This window comes from Moorena producens PAL-8-15-08-1 (genome assembly GCF_001767235.1).
Classification (GTDB): domain Bacteria; phylum Cyanobacteriota; class Cyanobacteriia; order Cyanobacteriales; family Coleofasciculaceae; genus Moorena; species Moorena producens_A.
On sequence record NZ_CP017599.1, the window covers coordinates 4,127,477 to 4,151,276 of the forward strand.

At 43.8% G+C, this 23,800-nt stretch carries 17 protein-coding genes and 2 pseudogenes; 11 read left to right on the plus strand and 8 right to left on the minus strand.

The window, feature by feature from the left end; all coding sequences use genetic code 11:
- The first annotated feature begins 419 nt into the window (after window positions 1-419).
- On the plus strand, window positions 420-2,108 hold the full coding sequence (locus tag BJP34_RS15290) for a potassium channel family protein (protein ID WP_070393080.1): 1,689 nt from the start codon (window positions 420-422) through the stop codon (window positions 2,106-2,108).
- Between the two features lie 144 nt (window positions 2,109-2,252).
- Here the strand turns inward: BJP34_RS15290 and BJP34_RS50045 are convergent, their stop codons facing one another.
- The gene (locus BJP34_RS50045; RefSeq protein ID WP_070393081.1) at window positions 2,253-2,624 is read right to left on the minus strand and encodes a hypothetical protein; all 372 of its coding nucleotides are present in this window, start codon (window positions 2,622-2,624) and stop codon (window positions 2,253-2,255) included.
- A gap of 534 nt (window positions 2,625-3,158) precedes the next feature.
- Between BJP34_RS50045 and BJP34_RS15300 the strand changes: the two genes are divergently transcribed.
- Window positions 3,159-3,569 (plus strand): DUF2780 domain-containing protein, encoded by a 411-nt coding sequence (locus BJP34_RS15300; RefSeq protein ID WP_267876616.1) that lies wholly within the window; start codon window positions 3,159-3,161, stop codon window positions 3,567-3,569.
- A gap of 553 nt (window positions 3,570-4,122) precedes the next feature.
- Here BJP34_RS15300 and BJP34_RS47500 read toward each other — a convergent pair.
- The 4 genes and pseudogenes from BJP34_RS47500 to BJP34_RS15320 all read right to left on the minus strand — a co-directional run.
- Window positions 4,123-4,383 (minus strand): annotated as a pseudogene (locus tag BJP34_RS47500) (MBL fold metallo-hydrolase); the annotation flags it as partial.
- 37 nt (window positions 4,384-4,420) lie between these two features.
- Complete coding sequence (locus BJP34_RS15310) at window positions 4,421-5,485, minus strand: transposase (RefSeq protein WP_229424382.1); 1,065 nt, start codon at window positions 5,483-5,485, stop codon at window positions 4,421-4,423.
- Window positions 5,486-5,495: 10 nt separating this feature from the next.
- Window positions 5,496-6,083, minus strand: coding sequence for an IS607 family transposase (locus BJP34_RS15315; protein ID WP_070393084.1), 588 nt, complete (start codon window positions 6,081-6,083; stop codon window positions 5,496-5,498).
- A 65-nt stretch (window positions 6,084-6,148) separates the two neighbouring features.
- Window positions 6,149-6,766 (minus strand): annotated as a pseudogene (locus BJP34_RS15320) (4Fe-4S domain-containing protein); the annotation flags it as partial.
- Between the two features lie 167 nt (window positions 6,767-6,933).
- On the opposite strand from BJP34_RS15320, the gene BJP34_RS15325 reads away from it, so the two are divergent.
- From BJP34_RS15325 to BJP34_RS48920, 3 genes are all read left to right on the plus strand, one after another.
- Window positions 6,934-7,686 (plus strand): sucrose-phosphate phosphatase, encoded by a 753-nt coding sequence (locus BJP34_RS15325; RefSeq protein WP_070393085.1) that lies wholly within the window; start codon window positions 6,934-6,936, stop codon window positions 7,684-7,686.
- Window positions 7,687-8,022: 336 nt separating this feature from the next.
- Window positions 8,023-8,658, plus strand: coding sequence for a Holliday junction branch migration protein RuvA (gene ruvA, locus BJP34_RS15330; RefSeq protein WP_070393086.1), 636 nt, complete (start codon window positions 8,023-8,025; stop codon window positions 8,656-8,658).
- A 137-nt stretch (window positions 8,659-8,795) separates the two neighbouring features.
- Window positions 8,796-8,930 carry a hypothetical protein gene (locus tag BJP34_RS48920; RefSeq protein WP_267876577.1) on the plus strand — a complete coding sequence of 45 codons (135 nt, stop codon included), beginning with the start codon at window positions 8,796-8,798 and terminating at the stop codon, window positions 8,928-8,930.
- 332 nt (window positions 8,931-9,262) lie between these two features.
- On the opposite strand, the gene BJP34_RS43415 is transcribed toward BJP34_RS48920, so the two are convergent.
- Entirely contained in the window at window positions 9,263-9,421 is a 159-nt protein-coding gene (locus BJP34_RS43415) for a hypothetical protein (RefSeq protein ID WP_158517238.1), read from the minus strand.
- Window positions 9,422-10,011: 590 nt separating this feature from the next.
- On the opposite strand from BJP34_RS43415, the gene BJP34_RS43420 reads away from it, so the two are divergent.
- The 5 genes from BJP34_RS43420 (at window position 10,012) to BJP34_RS15350 (ending at window position 15,496) form a co-directional block, all read left to right on the plus strand.
- Window positions 10,012-10,191 (plus strand): hypothetical protein, encoded by a 180-nt coding sequence (locus tag BJP34_RS43420; protein WP_158517239.1) that lies wholly within the window; start codon window positions 10,012-10,014, stop codon window positions 10,189-10,191.
- Between the two features lie 65 nt (window positions 10,192-10,256).
- Window positions 10,257-10,523, plus strand: coding sequence for a hypothetical protein (locus BJP34_RS36895; RefSeq protein ID WP_149030996.1), 267 nt, complete (start codon window positions 10,257-10,259; stop codon window positions 10,521-10,523).
- Between the two features lie 470 nt (window positions 10,524-10,993).
- On the plus strand, window positions 10,994-11,191 hold the full coding sequence (locus BJP34_RS36900; RefSeq protein ID WP_083305194.1) for a hypothetical protein: 198 nt from the start codon (window positions 10,994-10,996) through the stop codon (window positions 11,189-11,191).
- A gap of 12 nt (window positions 11,192-11,203) precedes the next feature.
- The gene (locus BJP34_RS15345) at window positions 11,204-12,781 is read left to right on the plus strand and encodes a flavin-containing monooxygenase (RefSeq protein WP_070393088.1); all 1,578 of its coding nucleotides are present in this window, start codon (window positions 11,204-11,206) and stop codon (window positions 12,779-12,781) included.
- Window positions 12,782-13,933: 1,152 nt separating this feature from the next.
- Entirely contained in the window at window positions 13,934-15,496 is a 1,563-nt protein-coding gene (locus BJP34_RS15350; protein ID WP_070393089.1) for a flavin-containing monooxygenase, read from the plus strand.
- 770 nt (window positions 15,497-16,266) lie between these two features.
- On the opposite strand, the gene BJP34_RS15355 is transcribed toward BJP34_RS15350, so the two are convergent.
- Window positions 16,267-19,164 (minus strand): ATP-binding protein, encoded by a 2,898-nt coding sequence (locus BJP34_RS15355; RefSeq protein ID WP_070393090.1) that lies wholly within the window; start codon window positions 19,162-19,164, stop codon window positions 16,267-16,269.
- A 1,204-nt stretch (window positions 19,165-20,368) separates the two neighbouring features.
- Between BJP34_RS15355 and BJP34_RS15360 the strand changes: the two genes are divergently transcribed.
- Complete coding sequence (locus BJP34_RS15360) at window positions 20,369-21,100, plus strand: response regulator transcription factor (RefSeq protein WP_070393091.1); 732 nt, start codon at window positions 20,369-20,371, stop codon at window positions 21,098-21,100.
- A 502-nt stretch (window positions 21,101-21,602) separates the two neighbouring features.
- Here BJP34_RS15360 and BJP34_RS15365 read toward each other — a convergent pair.
- Window positions 21,603-23,528: a caspase family protein gene (locus BJP34_RS15365; protein ID WP_070393092.1), complete on the minus strand. Its 1,926-nt coding sequence runs from the start codon at window positions 23,526-23,528 to the stop codon at window positions 21,603-21,605.
- Between the last annotated feature and the right edge of the window lie 272 nt (window positions 23,529-23,800).

Sequence of the window (23,800 nt, forward strand, 5' to 3'; positions counted from 1 at the left end):
TTGCCCTATTAAGTCAATACACGGTTCCAGCCATTGAGAGGCTACCCCTTTCCTAGTAAACCTTGGTAGATATTTATAGCCAGTTCCTGTGAAGATGAAGTGATCAGGGGGTGACGGGTCGAGGGAGTGATAAGCTCTGAGGCATCTACATCATCTAATTTATATATCTAATTTATTGATTTTATTTTAATTTATATATTGAATCGGCTTGCGAAGCAGGCACGCAGAGGAGCAGGGGATAAGGTTAATCGGTATGCGCGAGCTAACCTCTATGGCTTACAGGGCGAGATTTTACCCTTTCTTTCCCAGCAGCAGTGTCTTCGGCTACAGTTCTTTGAGCTATCTTGGATAAGAATTGTAAAAGAACACTTAGCTAGATGCAAAACGACAACAATTATTTCGGTCAACAAGGTTGACACATGAAACCCCGCATTATTATCTGTGGCTTGGGTCGCACTGGATACAAAATATTCCGCTTACTGAAGCAGCAGGGAGTAGCTGTTGTTGGAATCAGCAACAGAGTAATGCCTGGTGACGAAAACAATATTATTATTGGAGACTTGCGGGCTGTTTCTACCCTACTTGCCGCTGGACTCGAATATTCCCAAACCCTAGTTCTCGCCTGTAATGACGATGCTCTCAATCTGGCAATCCTGACTCAGGCACGAGTGATTAATCCCCGGATTCGGATCGTTAACCGATTGTTTAATAGCAGCTTGGGTACTCGTTTAGATCAGACCCTACCGGATCATGTCAGCATGAGTGTTTCTTCTCTAGCAGCACCGGTATTTGCCTTCGCAGCAATGGGGAATCGAGCCATTGGGCAACTCAAGCTACACAATCAAACCTGGCCGATACAGGAAGAAATTATCACCGAAAGCCACCCTTGGATGGGAACACAGTTGAGTGACCTTTGGGATGAGCGTACGCGAATGTTGATCTACTACCTACCGATGGACTCGAACTTAGATCTAGTTTCCGCAGTAGCTCAGGGCAAACAGTTACAACCTGGCGATCGCTTAATTATTGGTACTCAGCCTCGGTTTCGTCCTAAACGCCAATCCTGGCTACAGAAACTGCTGAAAGTTTTCACAAACTTACAACAGTTTCAGCATCATGCTCAACCAATGTTAGTAGTGACCCTTTTCCTACTCCTGATAATTTTTACAGCCACATTGACTTATGTGTGTGTCAACCTAGAAACCTCTATTGTTGATGCTCTATATTTTTCTGTGGGTATGATTACGGGTGCTGGTGGTCAAGAAGAAGTAGCAGAAAAGTCACCGGACACTATTAAGGTATTTACTGCTGTGATGATGTTAGTAGGGGCTGGTGTGATTGGGATTTGCTATGCTCTGCTAAACGATTTTGTCTTAGGTACCCGACTCAAACAGTTTTGGGATGCTGCGAGAGTTCCCTACAAAAATCACTACGTTGTATGTGGACTGGGAAATGTAGGAGTCCAAATCCTCTACCAACTTCATGCCCAAGGCCATGAATTGGTGGTGATTGAAAGTAACCCCAACAATCGTTTCCTGAACATTGTTCGTTCTCTTGGTATTGCAGTCATTCACGGAGATGCCAGTTTACCTGCTACACTCACCGCAGCACACATCCAACGAGCAGAAGCCCTTTTAGCAGTTACTAGTGATGATACAGCCAATTTAGAAATTGCTCTTAGTGCCAAAAGTCTAGCTTCAAAATTGTCAGTGGTTGTCCGCAATCAAGACCCGCACTTTTCCCACACGGTACAGCAAGTGTTTGAATTTGAAGCAGTATTGTCTCCCACAGAATTAGCCACCCCTTCCTTTGCAGCTGCCGCATTAGGTGGACAAGTGTTAGGCAATGGTATGATTGGTGATACGCTTTGGGTTGCCTTAGCCACTAAAATTACCATCGAACATCCGTTCTGTGGACGCCGTGTTAAAGATGCTGCCAGGTCCGCTGACTTTGTACCACTGTATCTAGAAACTAAGTATCAAACGATTCATGGCTGGGATTTATTGGAAATTAACCTAGCCGCTGGTGATCTGTTGTATCTAACTATGCCAGCAGTTGGTTTAGAGCAATTGTGGCGCACAACACCGCCTCAAATGATGGTTAGGTAAGTTAAAAATGGAACCCATGGCATCTAATCGAATCTAATCTGCAAATCATGAACCATGAAGGATGAATGATACAACCCTAGCTATTCTCTAAGGTTCATCATTCATCACTCATTATCCATCATTACTCGTGCAGGATTAGTGCAGTTAGAAAATACCGACTAGGACAATGGAAGTCATTAAGAAACCAGCCAATATCAGAACCATACCAGGTAGGTTCAACCAATGTTTAACTTCCTGTGATCCTTGAGGCCATTCTTCTTGCTGCAGTTGCATCTGCCGAATCAGATCTGAAATTGCTTCAGCATCCTTCACATGGTGTAGTGCCTTGGTGTCACCATCAGGGTATTTCACTACGAAGTAAGTGGGAACTTTGATGTGATCCCCTGTAATATCAATCGTATCCACAGCAACCTGCTTCGCTTTTTCCTCAATAGTTTGGGGTTCAGTGGCAATTCTATCCCCTGGGTTAGCTGTTAACTTAACTCCCATTCCCATTGGTGATGCGTAGCTGACCATAGAAACCTCCAGATAGGTCAAAGTCTTTTATTAGGTGCGCGCCTCCTAGGGCGAGTAAATCGCCCTTGGGTCGCACCTCTGGATTTTATTTTACGTAACTTGGAAAACAATTATTCAGCTTAAGCGCGATATTTTATTTATATTATCAATACTTTAGATTTTTTAGTAATTTAGCTAAGATTCGAGCGTTTTCCTGTAATCAAATGTAATCTAGTAAATGTAATTTAGCAATTTTTTCTTGAAAATCGCCCTGACTCCGATAGCTCCAGCAATCCTGATTACAAGCTGTTACTGTTCACGAATCCAATCAGATTACTATAGATTAATGATTAATTTTTTGTTAATTTTCTTAACCCTTAACTTTAGATAGCTTAGAGCCTAAAAAGGAACTTACTGCTCTAAGTTAGTAGTTGTGTACAAATGTTATAGATTGTGTTAAAAAATATAAACTATAAATAGTGATAGATAACTATGTTAAAAAAATGTAAATAAATGATTATTTTTGCTATCGGATGTTAAATTAAGGCGGCAACGATATCGCAATCCAACAAGAGAGCATCTATGGAACTTATTCAACTGTTAACTGAAAACCTGGGAGTGCAAGAAAATCAAGCCCAAGGCGGAGCTGGACTTATTTTCCAACTGGCAAAGGACAAGCTGGGAGATGAGAGTTTTGCCCAAGTAGCGCAATATATTCCAGGGATAAATGATTTGCTCCAAGCAGCACCAAAAAGTGGTGGCATGATGGGAGCCTTGGGAGGATTAGCGGCATCAATGGGTGGTGGGCTTGGACAATTAGGCACTCTAGCTACCCTGGCAGGAGGTTTTGATCAACTAAAAATGGATAGTGATATGATTTCCAAATTTCTACCGATTGTCCTCTCTTTCGTTCAAAGCCAAGGTGGGGACGAGATCAAAAACCTTTTGGCAAAAGTGTTGAGCTAGAGTGATTGATGGGATGGCTGAAATGTGATGGTAATGAGGGATCAACCCAAGACTTGGGTATGTTTTCCCAAAGTAAGGGCATCAAAGGGATGAGGGGGAAGATTTTAGCTTCATCCGCTCTTATCCCTCACATCTCAATGCTACGCCATGAGTGTCAGATGAATCGCGGACAAGATCTTTGCCGTTTTGAGTACCAAGATCTATACTGAAAGTAGTAGGGAAGAAAATTTTGAGCTAACCGCCACCTACTAATTAAAATAGAACTTTTTTGTATTGTTCCGGTGGGTCGGGGCATCCCGGAGACGAAACCTTAGAAGAGTGGAGCCTTAATCATAAAGTTTTAACCCTGTTATGCATAGCCGACTAACCATAAAGGCTCCACTCTTCTTGCGGTAACTTCTGACCGTATCGTTAATAAAGCTTACCGAGTATCCGTTCGCGCAGCGTCGGCGAAAGCCGATACCGATAGGTGGAGTTGGTAAGAAGCCCACACTCAACCGGTAGGTCAGTGTGGGAGTATGTCACGTAGTAACTTAATTTGCTCCTTGATGCTTCATCCTTGATGCTTCATCCAGACAAGACACTGGTTCAGCTGATCTTGCATAGTCTGAAGATCAGTATGATACCGGCGTCCATGTCCTGGTAATACCCACTCGAAGGAGTAGTTGGTTAACCTCTCCATTGACTTGATTAATTCCTCCCAGGAGTACCAGCAGTGGCGACGAAAGGCAATCAGTTGCTGAAGTTGATCAGACCAAGCAAGATGGTCACCGGTGAAGAGAAATTTGTTGTTGTACAGTAGAACAGTGTGACCGATACTTTTTAGCTACCAAAATCTACTCTCGTAGATTCTAGCCCGCCAATGCAAGCTGATTTCTCAGCCAGGGGGTATCTCCCAAAGCTCGTAGGAATATCCCACGAGCACCATTAATGTCTCTATCCATCACTTGGCCATCAATCTTTGACTTGATAATTTTGCTTCCGCCAATATTGATTAGCTCGCCAGTCCAGCTAACAGTTTTACTGGTATACGCTTCGCATACATCGACAACTATTTTTTCGTTTTCGGTCGCTTTATGTTTCAAAAACTCTTTGAACCGGTAATGAGCAAAAGAAAGCATATTGCGAACCGTTTTGGATTTAAGTTTTCGATTCCGTTTTTTTGACATCTGAGATGTCTCAAAAGTAGGAAGCAATATCACATCAAAATTATCAACTAAAAACCTGGCAGCTTTGTGATGTAGCTCGTTCACCAAGTTCTGGATTTTGATCACCATCCTCCTAGCGGCTTTCCTCATTCGACGTTTTTGCTTGCCTTTAGCTTTACTGACTTTTGAGATCAGATTGTCTAAATGCTGGCATAAACGTTGAACCCGAGAAAAGTCACCATGGCCAATTTTGCCAACAGAAGTCTCGCTAAAAAATGTCAAAAAAGTCCTAACGCCAGGATCTAAAGCCACTACTCTACCTTGGTTTTCGGTTTTAGTGTGAGTTGTTTTATAGGGAACCACTAAGTAATAGTCCCCATTGGTGCTAGTTAATCGACAATCACAGATATTATCAGGAAGTGTCTCAGCAAAAGTTAATTCATCTAACTTTGTGTGGTAAATTCCTTTGCTCGAAACGGCTGATTTAGGGATATAGCAAGATTGAACGGGGTTCTTGCGGGATCTGAACTTAACCCGATTAATTTGTGCCGTTTTTTTATATTTTTTCTTGGCTTCTCTGACAGCGGTGCAAGCATCCTTAATCGCTATAGATTTGATTTGATAAGGTACTGTCTTGCACCACTCGGGTAAGTCATTTAATATCCCAGTCTTAATGGCCAACCAGTTAGCCTTAACTTCGCCATTTTTGAGTATTTTGACGGTTTTATTAAATACATAACGGGACACTCCAAACCACTGACGAACCATTGTTCGCTGTTCAGGGTTTAGGAACACTCGAATCTTCTTTGATTTTTTTGCCGTATTTTCGGAGTCCGTGGATGCGGCAAGAGAAGACGTGAATGATGGAGAGAAGATCTGCGGTAAGCTCGGATTCTGGACAACTTTCAGGTTGGTCGAGAACCAAGATTTTTCCACCGTTGAGACTGACCAAGTACTCAATGAGTTCAAACCCAAATCGGGTAAGTCTGTCTCTACAGGCAACAACAATTGTGAGTTGATCTCCGCGCATAAGTCGTTCCAATATGGCTCGAAGACCAAATCTTTTGTAGTTAAGTCCTGAGCCGATGTCTTTGACGATTTCTGCTTCCGGGAAGAGGGAGTGCATATAAGCGACTTGTCGAACAAGGTCATCTTTTTGTTTGCTGCTACTGACCCGGCAGTAACAAATAGTTGCTGACTGTCTTGATTGTCGTCGCCCAAGACTGAGCAAGCTTTCTGTGTCAAAGAGTCTGGTGCCGCCTGGTGTTTTTTGGCATTTGATGGTGCCATTGTCTGCATACTTCCTCAAAGTGTTCCTAGAGAGTCCTGTAAGTTCGACCGCCTTACGGAGTGGTACAAGTGCCATGGTAAAATCTACCAATTAATTGTATATTTTGGGAGATTGGTAGACACTTTTGCTAACTGTCACAAGCCTTTGGTGTGACCAGGAACTGGGATAATCAACAGGTCTTTGTCTAACAGATAAGACTCAGAACCAGTGAGCTGAATTTCCACATCACGGGTATCAGTGGTCATGTCATCTCTATGCAAAATGCGTTCGCAGTGGAAATGCTGTCTGTATTTGTGATGATCTGCCACATCATCCTGATGGGTCAGGTACATGTAACGAATCCCACCCATTGCCTCTAGAGCTTTGACCAGTGGCGGTGTAAAGCGGGGAGAATCGATTAAAATATTGCCTTGGGGGTGTTGGATAAGGTAGCTAGCAGCACCATAAGAGTTTTCTGAATGGTAGCCGCAATGGTAGACATTGTCTGCTATTGGGATGGGGAAACTCTGCTGAACGTCTTTAATCTCTTTAGGTTTCTCAACAGTACCAATAGAAGAGGTGGGACAAGATAATAGGGCTTGAAGAGCTCTCAAGCGTTCTGTCTGATTAGCAGGTTGATGATAAACGGCAGACTGGTGATCAGCACGATGGAACACTTCCGGAGTCATCCAACGGCAGGCATCACAATCAATACAGCTGCTATCCACGTAAAAGTCACCAGTGATATTTTGAGTGCGGCGTTGGTTGAGATGAGCCATAACTGTCTAACTCTCGTTCGTCATAGGGATTGCGCTTAGTACCAGGGGATATATGTAATTCAATTGTAGCCAAAACGCGATTAACCAAAGCGCATTTTTAACCCAACTATGATTTTTAACCCAACTATGTAGGACAATAAGGCAATACCCGCACCTCTTAGCATCTCGTGACTAAATTTCTGTTTGTAACTGACCTTGACAATACTTTAGTAGGGGATGATCAGGCTCTGCTTAAACTGAACCCTCTACTAAGTCAGCATCGCCAAGAACATGGTACAAGAATCGTTTATGCTACAGGGCGATCCCATAGTTCCTACCACGAGCTGAAAGCTGAGAAGCCACTTCTTGATCCAGATGCTCTGATCACTTCTGTGGGTACAGAAATTTATGATAATGATGGCCAAGATACGCCCAATCCAGACTGGTGGTCCAAGTTATCTCAAGGATGGGATCGGGACATCATTGTGGAAACGGCTGGTCAATATCCTGACTTAATTCCCCAAGTAGAATCAGAACAACGTCCCTTTAAAGTCAGCTATCACCTGACGGAAGAAGCAGCTTTGAGGGTGCTACCTCAACTGCAATCTGAACTTCAAGGAAGGGGTGTTAATTTCAAGTTGATCTATAGTGGTGGGAAAGACTTAGACATTCTACCCAGCAATAGTGATAAAGGTCTAGCAGTAGAGTTTTTACGGCAACAGTGGGGAATTGATTCGGAACGGACAGTGGTTTGTGGCGATTCAGGAAATGACATTGCCTTATTTAGCGTTGGCTTTTCCCGAGGAATTATAGTGGGTAACGCCCGACCAGAACTTCGCCAGTGGTACGAAAACAACTCAGCCGATTACCATTACCTGGCTAAAGCTAACTGTGCAGGTGGTATAATTGAAGGCTTGAATTATTTTAGCTTTTTGAGTTAGCTTTTTGAGTTATCAGTAATGATCGCCAATAAATAAGAAATAGTTAATAGTTACAAGTTGCAGGTTAATCGAGTTACAAGTTGCAGGCTGCTAGGTTGCGGGTTATGCTCTCAACTATCCTTCAGTATTTTCGTGGTGGAGTACAACCTTAAACCAAGCGTGGCCTTTTGGCTACCCGTGCGCGTTCAACCAACTAACCTTGGCCTTTTGGCTACCCGTGCGCGTTCAACCTACCCTACACCGAACACCAAAGGCGAACAACCTTAAACCAAGGTTAAACTAACATTCAACCAACCTTAAACATTCAACCTTAAACGAACCTTAAACCTTCAACTAATGATCAGCTATCTCAAGGGGACAGTAGCTAGCATTCAAAAAAGCACTGGTAATCGCGTCACTCTGATTCTAGATGTCAACTACATTGGGTATGAAATACAAATCACTCGCCGTTTGTCCCAGGAGTTGCCCGTAGCTTTATCGGAAAAAACCGTGCAAATCTTCACCCATTTGCAAATCCGGGAGGAGCAACAGGTGCTATACGGTTTTGCTTCAGCCGCTGAGCGGGATTTGTTTCGTCAGTTAGTTAGTGTCAACGGTATTGGTGCTCAATTAGCGATCGCACTACTGGACACCTTGGGATTGCCTAATTTAGTCCAAGCGATTGTCACAGGTAATATTCGTTCCTTATCCAAAACCCCTGGTGTGGGTAGCAAAACCGCTGAACGCATTGCTCTAGAACTGAAAACAAAGTTGGCTCAATGGCATAAGGTATCAGAGGTAGAGTCCCCACTATCTGCTAATGGACTCTCACCAGGGATTCAGGAAGATGTGGAAATGACCCTGTTAGCTTTGGGATATGAAAATGATGAAATCGCTCAAGCACTCCATGCTATCAGTGAGGATCCTCAGGTCGCTAAAAGTAAGAATGCGGAAGATTGGATTCGAGAAGCGATCGCTTGGTTGAGTCGCTGATGATTTTCCTGATCGCACCCAATATAGGGGTTGTGACAGCTCCTACACTGACTCTTCGAGTTCAGTGTAGGCAACAAGCGCCAATCCGGGCATCCCTTAGGAGGCGCTGGGCTTTAAGAACGGACTGCCCTCTCTTGATGCAAAGCGCGAGTGGGGGAAACCACGGCAGTCGCTCATGGGGGGAACCCCCAAGACCGCGCTGCCTCCCCAAGACCGCGCTGCATCGCTGCCGCTCTGTTTTCTTGGTCTTTTTTTTAAGAGTGTTTTGCTGACAAACCAGCATTTAAGGCCTTTGGCCACGCTTCGCGAACGGCTTTGTTTACCAGTACATAATATTATAGCAATTCCATGCATACCCTGTGCAAAATTCATCCCACACCTAATGCGCAGCATAGGTGTGGGATGAATTTTGCCGGACAGCTAAATATAGCGGTTCCAGGAGTGAGGTACATCTGGATCAGCGCTACTAGGGGGAGAGTGGGAATAGGGGGAGGAGGCAGGGTAAACGCATCTTGTCAATAAACTGATGATAGTTCTCAATAAACCCGGGCTTATTGTGCTTTTTTACAAGGCATTTTTCCAATCAAATATAGCGGTTTTTAAGCTAGTAAGGTACAAGCTTTTGGCTTTTAGGGAGCAGGGACCAGGGACCAGGAGGGAGCAGGGACCAGGGACCAGAGACCAGGGACCAGGGACCAGGAGGGAGCAGGAGGGAGCAGTAAAGTCGGAAGAGGAAAGAGGTAAAAAGTTTTGTGTACCTCATTAGGATAAAAAAACTATATAGTGTTTATTGAATGCAATAAACACTATATATATTAATCAGAAAATTAGATTGCTTTCCCCTAGTTTTACACCGGTAACTAGTCAGGGTAAATGCATATTATTTGGTATAAATGGTAACATAAAAAAAAATGATTAACTCAATTTTTTGTTAAATTCAAATAAATCCCATCCTAAAGCAGTTTTTTTTGTTCAAAGTCAACAAATTTTCCGCTGACTTTAAACAGAAATCAAAGGAGGATTTGCGTACGAAACCAGAATGTAGAGTACTCTCAAATCGAGCAAGGATAACAGGGCAAATAATTGATAATAAGTTGCGCTTATTGAGAATCAACAGGGTAAGTCTAGATTTTTGATACTATTGTTTACTTTTTAGCTGTAAATTTTGATACAAATTTATATGCGTTTACCCTGGGTAACTAGTCTAAAATAGCGTTATAAACTTAGCAATTTAAAAGCAGGGCTATTTCATTCTAGATGGTAAGATAAGATGCTAAGGCACAAGAGGGAGCATGTCGCTTCAGAACATTTGTACTAAATCTCTAGCCCCCTCATGGGTTTAAGCTTACTCTGATGGTACATAGTTCATTTGTTCTGGAATGCAAGACCTGCTCCCGGCACAAGGGCACAAGAGAATCAACATCGATGGGTCAAATTGCTATTTTAGAAGCCTTTTCTGATTTACCAGATGCTCGTAGAGGGCAGCGGATGTTGACACGAGGGTGGCTCTATGTCTGGCTATCTTTACCCTAGCAGTCGCTGCAGGGAATAAAGGATTAAAGCGCGATCGCTGATTGGATTGAAACAATCGTGAGGAGTTGAGCCAATTGTTTCAAGTCAACAGACTGCCATCATACAGCACAATCCGCCGAGTGTTACTGAACATGGTAACTTCCGATTATTCAGCAAGGCTCGCTTGCTTTTTCGAGTACACTCCGGAAGCGGGAGAGACTAATGGGGTAGATGGGAAAGTTTTGAGAGGGTCATTTATGGTCGAACAAGACAATCCACATTGCGATCGCCATCCCGCAATTATGGAGCGTGAGTGCCTACTTGGTAGAGAGAGGATTAATTCTCAAGCCTGATATGGTTGTCAAAAAAACGAATGAGATTAAGGCAGTGCCAGAGTTTATCAAAGCACGCTTCACTCAAAGGCGTGGTTTTTGCCTTTGATGCCATAAACACCTAAAAAAAACTTGTCAGCTGATCATCGATAGTGGGAATCACTCTAATGCAGCCCTCAAAGGGAACCAACCAAAACTTTTTGCAGCCGCCCAGCAGCAGTTCGTTCCTCAGCAATCTTTTGAACAGATCAATAAAGGACACGGTCGAATAGAAAAACGAAGTGTTAGTATAAGCCCACGTTACCCAAGGTTTGCCTTCTTGGCCTGGATTAGCTACCGTGATTCAAGTTCAGTCCCGACGGATTACTAAAAACACGCTTTCTGACCCAGATCCGATACTATATCTCTGACTTGAAAGAAACGGCTGAACAAAAGCCCAAGCGGATTCGAGGCTATTGGGGCGTAGAGAACAAAGTTCATTCTGTCTGTTGATGTCACTCAGCGGTGTTGATAAATCTCGTATCAGGACAACTCCTCTGGTACAAATTTGGGCGATCGCTCGTAATTTAGCTCTGAATCTTTATCGAGATGCAGGGTTTGACAACATGGCTCAAGCACAAAGAAAATGCCAATTTGGCCTTAAAAATATTTTGGCACTTTTTAGAATGAATGAAATAGCCCTGATTTAAAAGTCAAGTCTAATGCTGGATTGCATTGTGATTGGAGCTGGACCTGGAGGTCTGGTCTGTACTAAAGAATTACTCGAACAAGGTCTGAGTGAAGTCCTCTGTTTGGAGCAAGCGGAAGTTCTAGGAGGTCTTTTTACTAACACTTACGACAGCTTAATATTGACATCGTCTGCCACCATGAGCATGTTCTCCGATTTCTGGATTGGTGATGGCAATCAGCACGGCTTTTGGACGAAACAAAAAGCCATCGAATATTGGCATAAATATGCCCAACATTTCGGCGTCCTCGATCACATCCGTTTCAACTCCAAAGTTGTGGCCGTAACATTCCAAGACAGTGAAAGTTGGCAGGTGCAGCTCCAATCTGGAGAGACTTTGCTCTCCAAACGGGTTGTAGTAGCAATCGGAAACAACACGATCCCCAACTACCCAGCCTGGAAAAACTCATTAACTGATGCTGAATTTTACCACTCGAAAGAATACCGTAACCCTGACAGCTTTGTGGGGAAAAATGTATTGGTCGTTGGGGGAGGTGAGTCGGGATCGGACGTTGCTCTAGAAATATCCCGCGTAGCCAACAAGTGCTGGGTGAGCCTTCGGAACACAACTGGATGGGTGGTACCCCGCAAGATGGGAATCTACGCCGCTGATATTTCTACCCATCGTGGTATATGGGGACTTCCTCGGGATTATGGAGCAACCCTGAGTGAAGCTATCAATCAAGCCGAGTTGAGACAGAATGATCCAGTACATGACATGGTGGTCGAACTCAACAAGAAGATTAAGGCCAAAAAGGGAGTCTGGGGAATTTACGCAACCAAAACCTTCTCCTTGCCCAAGGCGATCGTCCATCATGGCTGTCAAGTTGTTGGTGAAATATCCCAGATAAAAGATGGAGGAAAGACACTGCATACAGCAGATGGGGAAATCCTAGAAAATATTGATGCTGTCGTCTTTAGCACTGGCTACACAAACTATGTGCCTTTCCTTCCAGAAGCTCTCCAGGAAAGTGACCCCCGCAGTCTCTACAAACATATGTTTAATCAAAAATATCGGGACAAGATCTGTTGGATTGGCTGGGCGCGCCCTTCTTTCGGCAGCCAGTTTCCGATTATGGAAATGCAGGCGCGTTATTTCGCCAGTATCTGCACCGGGGAACAAACCCTTCCTGCTCCCCCAGAGATGGAAAGAGTCACATGTATAGATCGAGCTACAAATCTCGAGCAGTTCGAGCATAATGCTCATCGAATACGAAGCTTGGTGGATTATCACCGCTATATGGATAACATGGCTAGTTTGATTGGGTGCAAACCTCCACTGTGGGAGTACTTTTTTACGCACCCCCAACTGTGGCTCCGGATGGTATACGGTGCTACCCAGGCTACCCAGTTTCGATTGCGAGGGCCTCATAAAAAAGAATCCTTAGGGAAAGAGCTGTTGAGGAAGCTGCCGGTAAGTCAACTGACTCACGTCGTAAAAGCTGGTCTAAAGGGGCGTGTGATTTATGGGCCGAAAGCTCTAATTGGGAAAGTTTTGGTGTTTGTTGGTCTAAATAGGGTTAGCAAAAAAGCGTGGGAGTGGAGGAACTGACCTGTTTTATACCTCACAGGGTGACAAGCACCCAAAACCTAATAGAGGATGGGCTTTGTAGCAATTAACCCTGGTGAAAAAATCAAGGGATTTCATACCGGCATTTATTGATAATCATAATCTTTGAACCGGGGGGTAGTACCACCGCTACTACCCTGACAAGGGTAGGTTTTTAATATTTCTGGAGCTACTGCCTTAAAATTGAGAATTAATCATGCCTAGGAGTCAAGCGGTCATAAGTTAGAAAAGCTGATTCAAATGAAATTATTACCTGGCAAAGGCTTCAGCGGAAATAATCCCAGGTATGTTAACAAAATTAAAATTAATCTTTTTTTATTTTTGGGTTCAGCCAATTGTGATAGAATTATTATCTAAAAAATTTGAATCGGCGATCAATGTCATCTCCTCCTTTAAGCAGGGTAAACTCATCTAACTTAACTAAGTTTTAAAAAATCTATATTTGTGACTTTTAACTAGTAACAATCCATGGATTTAACCTCACTAAACATTTTCTACAGCCTCCTCACTTATTTTCCCAGGGTAAACGCATCTTATTTTGAAATGCCTACTGGATATGAGATTCACAAGATAAGTCACAAGATAAGTATTTTTGCTGATTAAGCTTGAAATCTTTTCTGAGTAAGACTTATAGAATTTAGGGTTCTTCGTAACCTGGTGTGCTGGATAAAACCCTGTAGCCCTCATCTGCTAATGGATTGCGAGATTTGAAGTCAGTTTTGAGCAGTTTTAGCCTAAAACACTGCCCAGCATAGGTTTCAGATATTTTTTACATACTAACTTCGGAATAACCGAATTTAGATGCGTTTGCCCTGGGTAATGTTAGACTTGTCGCTCGTTACTTGACAAAACTTCATACAGTACGATTTATTTTTGTCCGACTACTTATATACTAAGCTTTTTAGGGCTCATGTCACCCCCTCAGATATATAGCAATCCTATCTGATTCGTGAAATATCTTGGCCATAGCAATCGCCATAAGCCTTGTCCAGCAATGATTTCAGATTTTGCAAATTTTACCAATGATTTAGGATTGCTATATGACTCATAAAATTAGATTAGTTTACCATACTTTGATACCAGTAAATAGTCTAAAATAGAATTATAAACTTAGCAATTTAAAAGTCAAGTCTAATGCTGGATTGCATTGTGATTGGAGCTGGACCTGGAGGTCTGGTCTGTACTAAAGAATTACTCGAACAAGGTCTGAGTGAAGTCCTCTGTTTGGAGCAAGCGGAAGTTCTAGGAGGTGTTTTTACTAACACTTACGACAGCTTAATATTGACATCGTCTGCCACCATGGGCATGTTCTCCGATTTCTGGATTGGTGATGGCAATCAGCACGGCTTTTGGAAGAAACAAGAAGCCGTCGAATATTGGCAGAAATACGCCCAACATTTCGGCGTCCTCGACCACATCCGTTTCAACTCCAAAGTTGTGGCCGTAACATTCCAAGACAGTGAAAGTTGGCAGGTGCAGCTCCAATCTGGAGAGACTTTGCTCTCCAAACGGGTCGTAGTAGCAATCGGAAACAACACGATCCCCAACTACCCAGCCTGGAAAAACTCATTAACTGATGCTGAATTTTACCACTCGAAAGAATACCGTAACCCTGACAGCTTTGTGGGGAAAAATGTATTGGTCGTTGGGGGAGGTGAGTCGGGATCGGACGTTGCTCTAGAAATATCCCGCGTAGCCAACAAGTGCTGGGTGAGCCTTCGGAACACAACTGGATGGGTGGTACCCCGCAAGATGGGAATCTACGCCGCTGATATTTCTACCCATCGTGGTATATGGGGACTTCCTCGGGATTATGGAGCAACCCTGAGTGAAGCTATCAATCAAGCCGAGTTGAGACAGAATGATCCAGTACATGACATGGTGGTCGAACTCAACAAGAAGATTAAGGCCAAAAAGGGAGTCTGGGGAATTTACGCAACCAAAACCTTCTCCTTGCCCAAGGCGATCGTCCATCATGGCTGTCAAGTTGTTGGTGAAATATCCCAGATAAAAGATGGAGGAAAGACACTGCATACAGCAGATGGGGAAATCCTAGAAAATATTGATGCTGTCGTCTTTAGCACTGGCTACACAAACTATGTGCCTTTCCTTCCAGAAGCTCTCCAGGAAAGTGACCCCCGCAGTCTCTACAAACATATGTTTAATCAAAAATATCGGGACAAGATCTGTTGGATTGGCTGGGCGCGCCCTTCTTTCGGCAGCCAGTTTCCGATTATGGAAATGCAGGCGCGTTATTTCGCCAGTATCTGCACCGGGGAACAAACCCTTCCTGCTCCCCCAGAGATGGAAAGAGTCACATGTATAGATCGAGCTACAAATCTCGAGCAGTTCGAGCATAATGCTCATCGAATACGAAGCTTGGTGGATTATCACCGCTATATGGATAACATGGCTAGTTTGATTGGGTGCAAACCTCCACTGTGGGAGTACTTTTTTACGCACCCCCAACTGTGGCTCCGGATGGTATACGGTGCTACCCAGGCTACCCAGTTTCGATTGCGAGGGCCTCATAAAAAAGAATCCTTAGGGAAAGAGCTGTTGAGGAAGTTGCCGGTAAGTCAACTGAATGAGGTCGTAAAAGCTGGTCTAAAGGGGCGTGTGATTTATGGACCGAAAGCTCTAATTGAGAGAGTTTTGGTGTGTGTTGGTCTAAATAGGGTTAGCAAAAAAGCGTAGGAGGGGAAAAGGAACTGACCTGTTTGATACCTCACGGGGTGACAAGCACCCAAAACCTAATAGAGAATGGGCTTTGTAGCAATTAACCCTGGTGAAAAAATCAAGGGATTTCATCGCGGCATTTTATTGATAATCATAATCTTTGAGCCGAGGGTAGTACCACCGCTACTACCCTGACAAGGGTAGGTTTTTAATATTTCTGGAGCTACTGCCTTAAAATTGAGAATTAATCATGCCTAGGAGTCAAGCGGTCATAAATTGGGAAAGCTGATTCAAATGAAATTATTACCTGGCAAGGGCTTAAGCGGAAATAATCCCAGGGATGTTAACACAAGCCCAAGGGTTTTAGGCTATCTGTTTGAGTCTCTCGGAAAATTCTGTTCCTCAAACAACTCAGTAGACGAGTGCACCTCGTCTACTGAGTTGTTTGAGGCGAGGACTTTGAGTTATTTTAGCAGCGGCATTTAAGGGGGAACCAAAGCTGATCGGGAGTTTTGTCTCTGATTTTTCAGCCTCCCCAGCACAAGTTCCTGTCTTTAGTTCTGGATGAATCTTAAAAACGTACCCTTGTAAGGCAGGGGAGCAGGGGAGCAGGGAGAGACAAATTTTGTCTGGATATCTTAACTGTGGGCAATTATCCGGATTTGATATGATCCCGTGAGAAATTTGGGTTTACCTCATCCCACAACAGAACCGCTATAATCTGACTGCAACCTGCAACCTGTAACCTGCAACCTGTAACCTGCAACCTGCAACCTGTAAGCTGTAAGCTAATAAATTACCCTTCCAGCACGAAATCCTTTAAGAGTCTGGGGCAAAAACGAACAAGCTAGGGTTTTAGATTTTGGTAGATCGCAATCAAGACAATCGGGAGTAGAAGCTTGTACTCGTCGAGGAAACTTGACCTGGAAGGTAGACCCCTTACCCACCTTACTCTCTACCGTAATCGTTCCTTGCATCAACTTGACTAAAGATTCTGTAATTGCCAGTCCTAAGCCGGTACCCGAGTATTTGCGAGTTGTGGTTTGATCAATTTGTTGGAACTCCTCAAAAATATGCTCTAAGTTATCCTGGGCAATTCCAATTCCTGTATCCCTAACAGTGAGAATCAGCCAGTCGGTGGAAATTTCCTTGACTACCACCTCTATCCTGCCAATTTCGGTAAACTTAATGGCATTGGAAACCAGATTGGCCAAAATCTGCCGCAGGCGGAGGCTATCATTGATTACGATGGGATTTTGTAAATTGGTTTGGATATATAACCCTAAATCCTTCTGATCGGCTAGGCAACGGAATTCATTAATAGTTTCTTTTATCAACCTGTCCAAATGCAAACTTTCCAAGGTTAACTCCAGACAAACTGCCTCAATTTTGGACAGGTCAATCATATCCTTGATTAGAGTCAGTAGATGTTGAGCATTATTCACAATGCGCTCGATTATATCTGCTTGTTGGTGGGTCAAGGATCCCTGACGCTGACGCAATAGCAGCTGAGAAAAGCCAATAATGGCATTCATGGGAGTTCGTAACTCATGGGATATCGTAGAAACAAACTGGGATTTCAATCGTGCTGCTTCCAACAATTGCAGGTTCTGTAGCTTGAGGGATGCATCTCTCCTTTCGAGTTCCCGATTTTGGCGAGCCAGCATAGTGTTCTGAAACTCTAAACGTGCTTCTTGCTCCTCTAAGGCTTCAATCATACGAGCATTATCAATTGCGATCGCGGCTTGTTCATTAATCATGCGAGCATTATCAATTGCGATCGCAGCTTGTTCACCCACTGCTCCTAGCAGATTCCGACCTGATTGGTCTAATGCCTCTGGGTCTTCCCAATTGCCAATAGCTAGTACTCCCAAGCGTCCTGCTTGCACAGACTCAATCGCCACAGCGTAAATAGCTGTAGGTACTTCCTCTTCCGGATGCCGGTAATCCCAACCCTTGCGCTGAATTAACTGAGATTTTCCAGTTAAAAAGACTTGAGAGAGTAACCCTTCTTCAAGGGGCAAGATGTCTTCCCAGAGGAAATTTTGTGTATCCATTCCGTCGGTAACCCTTAAAACCTCAGGGTTACCGACGGAATTATTGAGAATGATGAAACAAAATTCAACCCCAGCAATCGCTTTAACTACCTCCGATACGATCTCTTGCAATAGATTTGGAAGGTTAGTCAGCCGTTGATTGAGGAGATTAGTCAACTGGTGTAGGGTTCTCAATTGGTTTTGCTGTTCATTGAGAATTCTAATTACCTGCCTGAGATCATCACTCGCCTGGTTTGCCTCTCGGTATAACCGCGAATTTTCAGTGGCTAGGGCAGCGCGACTAGCTAAATCCTCAGCCAACTTGACATCGAGCTCATTGTAGCGGCGACCTGAGTCACTCCTGACAAACCAAATTGAGCCCAAGATTTGTGAACCCATTCGTAAAGGTACACAAATGTAAGACTTAATTTTCAATGCCTGTAACATCCTGAGATGGTCAGGATCCTCAGCAGCAGCACTTAGGAATTGATCAGAAACCTCAAAATAGGTATCCGTACAACCTGTACGTAAAACCTTGCCATTGCCATACTCTTCATCCCCCTGGGGAGGGTAGCAACGGTGCAGTTTCCAAATCAACTCCTCTTGCTCTGGGTTAACATGGGCAACCGCAAGACGCTGGTAAGACTCGGGAGTATCATAGCTATCAATTGGCGATACTACATCAATGGCACACCAATCAGCAAAGCGAGGGATTACCAGCTGCACTAGATTGTCCAATGTAGTCTGGTAATCGAGGGAAGCTGAAAGTACAGCAGAAGCCTCCGCCAGAAATCGCTGGGATTGTTCTGCTCGCTTCTGCTGAGTAATATCAGTAATTACACCAGACATCCGGAATGGTACTCCTTGATCATTCAACTGGGCTTTGCCACGAGCAGTACAGTAGCGATCTTCTCCAAAAGCAAAGGGTAGGTGAAATTCTACATCCAGTTCAAGATAATCTTGTTGGTAACTAGCTACCGCCTTAGTAACTTTGAGTAGATCTGAGGAATTTAGTAACTTAAATAACAGATCAGGAGAAAAGTTATGGTGGTACTTACCTATCTGTTCAGCCGACAAGCCAGTAATTTCATAGAAGCGGTCATTACAATACAGTTGTTTAGTGATCAGGTTCCAGTCCCAGATCCCGTCATTGGAACCTTCTAGCACCAAGCGGTAGCGTTCTTCGCTTTCTTTGAGCCGCTGATGAGCTATGAGCGCTTCCCGTTCTGCGCGGTAGAGGCGAACCGCATTAGAGATACTACGTAAAAGCTTTTCGGGTGAGATTTGGCTTTTGGTCAGATAGTCCGATGCTCCAGATTTGATCAGCTCAACCGCAATTTGCTCGTTAATTTGCTCGTTCCCCTGGTTACTCAAAACAATCACAGGCACTTCAATGCCAGCATCACGGATTTGTTGAACCAGAGTCAATCCGTCGCCATCCGGTAAGTTATAGTCCAATAGAATGCAGTCCAAACTCGGTTGGGTAAGGGTAGAGTTGGCGCAGCGTGATGCGATGATCGACAAGGCGCTTTTGCTGTCAACTGCAACAGCTATTTTTACGGGTATACCCCCTCTGTTAAGAGCTTTAATGATGGCTTTGCAGTTAACTTGATCATCCTCTACGATAAGTAGTCTGATAATCTCGTCCATGATTTAGCGGTTGAGCTGTTGTCATTGATTATTGGCTAATGATTAGTGGATAGTTGGTAGTAACAGTTCTTGACTGACAACCGACACCTGAAGATGCTAATTAATTATATTTAGCCGACTATATTGATTCAGTTTAGGTATTCCCCAAATTTAGTCAACCATTAGGACTTGACAATGTCTCCACGTCGCTTTAAATTGTAGGCTTCTACCTTACCTCCGTACTAGTCAGAGGGCTTCAGTAAAAATACTGATCTGACTAGGTAGAGGAAATCCCAAGGTTGTTTAGTATCACCAGAACATCTGACTAGTCGATGATAATCGACTACCCATGAGTATACTTGTCTAAAAACTCCCTTGATTAGTAATTTCACTGACCTAGGGGATGAACCAATCCGATTGCAATGAATCAATGCTAATTTTCCAATGGTATTTCCTGAGAAACAAACTCCCTGAGATAGATTTTTTATGGGGTTTTACCCCCTATTCTATCCTGCTGTTGGATCACGGTTGGTAGGATGCTCTGCAGATGACCATAAAGAGTAGGATTTATGGGAATTAGTCATTTTCTGCTGGTGAGGCTACCGCGCGTTACTTAATAAGCGCATTTGATCCGCCTGTGGGCCGAAGCTAAGCAAATGGCTACGCTACGTGATAGGTGCGCTTTCCCTTGGCGTTCGCGCAGCGTCTCCGTAGGAGTTGGAAACCTCGCGCCTTGTCGCACCGCTTCTGCATTAAGAATCAAATTCCCGGGTCGGTGCGCCTTTCGGCAAAGCTGACCCGGGGCGCGAACGGGCGCGGACCTGTTGAGAATTTCCTCTGACCGTTGGAATAGGAAATCGTGCCAACCCCTATGACAAGTCGTTTTGGCACCACTAACCCCTTATACTCATAAAGTGTAAAGATTATAATAAGTAACTACCCATAGGTGCGCTCTTACTTGGCGAATTAAATTCGCCACGGGTCGCACCTCCTGTAACTTCTCAAGAACTTTATATCTGATACCGTAATAGTTTTTGACAAATGCTTTCATTCCAGCTAACTTTAAGTGATCGTTGCCAAGAGATGCTCTTTTGGAAACTCTATCCCAAACTCATAAATATCTACAACTACCAATAGGTGGAGATAATGAGGATTTTTACCAAAACTTTACAAAGTTACTCTAAAAATCAATAAACTATAAATCTCACCCCCCTAGACGTTAATGATGGGTAAAATTCGTGTGGCTCTCATTGAAGACCATGATCTGACTCGGATGGGTCTGCGAACAGCCCTCCAACAAAACGGTGAAATTGAATTGGTGGGCGAAGCAGCCAATGCTACTGAAGGACTAAAGTTACTCGCGGAATCTAGACCAGATATCGGAATTGTCGATATTGGTCTTCCTGACATGGATGGAACTGAATTAACTAGAAAATTCAAAGAGTTTCAAGCTAAACAGGATGATTCTAAACAGGATGATTTCCCCACCAAGATTATGGTCCTGACCTTGCAGGATGATCAAGAAGCTGTACTAGCAGCTTTCGCTGCTGGAGCTGACTCTTACTGCATGAAAAATATAACTTTTGATCAATTGGTAGAAGCTCTGAAAGTGACCTATGAAGGTAATGCTTGGATTGATCCAGCCATTGCCAGGATTGTACTTGAGCAGATCAAACCAAGTAAACATACTCAGCCTGCTGACGCTAGTGAAACGATCGCTATCCATGCTGCTCCCAATGAATACAATCAAATGATTGAAGCTTATCCTTTAACGGAAAGGGAATTAGAGGTTTTGCAGTTGATTGTAGAAGGTTGCAGCAATGCTGTGATTGCAGAAAGGTTATATATCACTGTGGGAACTGTCAAAACTCATGTCCGAAATATCTTGAATAAACTCTGTGCGGATGACCGTACCCAAGCAGCTGTCCGTGCCCTCCGCTCTGGCTTAGTTATTTGAGATTATACCATAGAGTAACCTTTGACAGTTATAAGGTTCGTTGGTTGAAGGTTGAACGCGCACGCGTGGCCAATAGGCCAAGGTTGAAGGTTGAAGGTTGAAGGTTGAAGGTTAGATGGTTGAAGGTTAGATGGTTGAAGGTTAGATGGTTGAAGGTTAGATGGTTGAAGGTTAGATGGTTGAAGGTTAGTTGGTTGAAGGTTAGATGGTTGAAGGTTAGATGGTTGAAGGTTAGTTGGTTGAAGGTTAGTTGGTTGAAGGTTAGTTGGTTGAAGGTTAGATGGTTGTTCTCCCTAGGGGTCCGGTGTAGGGTAGGTTGAAGATTAGAGGCTTAAGAACTGAAAGCCCGATGTATAATTGGCAACCTGTAACCTTCAACCTGTAACCTTCAACCTGTAACCTTCAACCTGTAACCTTCAACCTGTAACCTTCAACCTGTAACCTTCAACCTGTAACCTTCAACCTGTAACCTTCAACCTGTAACCTTCAACCCAAATGGCTATCAAGGTCTACCTTGCTCCCATCTAGCAATCGCTTCTTGGGCAGCCCCATAGTAAGGGGTATCTTTTGGGACTAATTTTGCTGTGTTAATTGCGGAGAGAAACTTGCCTCGCGAGGCACGGGACTTAGCAATCCCATAAATCTTATCGCTAGCTTGAGCAATTAACGCTTGTGCTGTGGCATACTTCGGTTGACCCGGTGGAATCTTACGCAGGGTTGCGATCGCACGATTATAACTAGACGCTTGATTACGTTGGACTTGTTTGATGGCTGTTTGGATAGTCTGTTGATTCTGAGACTTCTGTTGGGCGAGAATCTGCCACTGTTTAATGGCATCGTTAGCCAAAGCATAAACAGAAGGGTTATCTTCAGGAACTAGCTGGGCAGCTGCGATCGCTCCTTCAAAATCACTTTTTTTTGCCCGTTTCGTGGCTAGAGCCAAAATTGACTGACTCCAACGAGTGATATATTTTTGTGTCTGCTCATAAAGAGGATCCCCAGGTTTTACCTGACGGGCAATTGCGATCGCATCGCTATACACAGATGCCTGTTTGGGTTCAACTAATTGTCTTGCCTGGTCCAAAGCTGCTTGATTCGCCTTGATCAGACTCGGTTCCAGGGATTTCTGTGGTTTAGTTTCCAGGGGTTTACTCTTGGAATTTGGCAAGGGAGCTGGAGTTCCCTGGGATTTTGACGCTGTAGGCAATGTTACTGGGGAATTCCTGACCTTAGTAGTCTCTGGTAATTTGGTAGTTAATCTGGTAGTCTCTGTTTCTTTAATCACCTGCTGGCTAATCAAGCCTTCCTGGTTACGGACAACAGTTAAGCTCACTAGTCCTAACAACAAAGCTATACCACTACCCCAAAACAACCATTCTCGCCATGACGATAACTCTTCTATATCAGTTTGAGGCTGGCTGTTTGAATAAGAAACTAAAGCTACTGAGTCAGATAACGTTTGGTTTGAGCTGTCAGTGTTAGTGGGTAAAGAGCTATTCGGGTTTTGCTTTACCACCGATAAAGGTTTTTTCGTAAATTCACTCTCAAGGTGCGCGCCTCCAAGGCCGGGGAACCCGGCCTTGGGTCGCACCTCAAGATTATTCCCATCTTCGGAAAGAACTACCTTGGTAGCTTCTGAGTCAGTGATCGGGTCAGCCCATTGATTTTCTGGTGGTGAGCTTGCCCCTTCAGGCCAAATTTGTTGTTGTCGATACTCCTGTAAAGGCATCACCGTCAGAGGAATCTGAACTGGTCGCCAATGGTGTTGGCTCAACTCCGGTAGGCGCTCCCTGAGATACTCTTCAAGATTCTCAAGGGTAATGTCAGTATGATAGTAACGCAGTGCTTCTAGAAGTGCTGAGGTGAATAAGCCATTCCCTAGAGCCGAAGCTTCGTGAGAAAACTGGTTGAGTTGACTAGAAAGTATCAGGGAAATACCCATTTGGTAGGCTAATTCCACTGTTTCAGCACCAACCGGTTCACCAGATGGCATTCCCGGTGATCGGTTTATGTCTAACAATACCAGGATTTTATTGCTCCCCATAGTTTTGATAGAGGAAAACAGGCATTCTATTGGTATACCTGTTCCTGGAATGTCATCTGAGTTGCCATCAATGGGCATGAGGTAGTCAACTTTATCCCAACTGACCCCGCAGCCACTGAACAAGAACCAACGCCAACTTTCTGGGGAAGCTGGACTCTGGCGAATCCTGTCGAGACATCTTAAAATATTTTCTCGGTTAGGGTAGGTTAAAAAATCATCAATCGGTGGTGAAGTATCAGTTAATAAAAGAAACTCACTGGGTTGCAGATGAGCTTGGTCTACAAAAAAACCTTGTAGTCTTTGAGCATCTGCTTGACCATAGTTTAGAGGTTGTAAGAACTGATAGTGGTTGATGCCAATTGCTATACCAGCGTAATTTGCCATTTACCCCATACCCTAGCGGCTGAAACTCGTAAATTTTATACCTAATTTTAGGTGTGCCTAAATTTATTACTATTGCTGTAGCTTCCCCTTACAGGCAAATTCTAATTTAACCCTGTTTAGCTTAACCTAACGGCTTAACTTTATTAATTCATTAATTATAACACTATCGAACCTAGTCCACCTCTAAAGGCTCTTGAAGTAGTTTCAGTCAATCTAGTGGATGTAAAGATTTTCCTTCATGATAAGAATTGACCTTTTTTCAGCCTAATCAG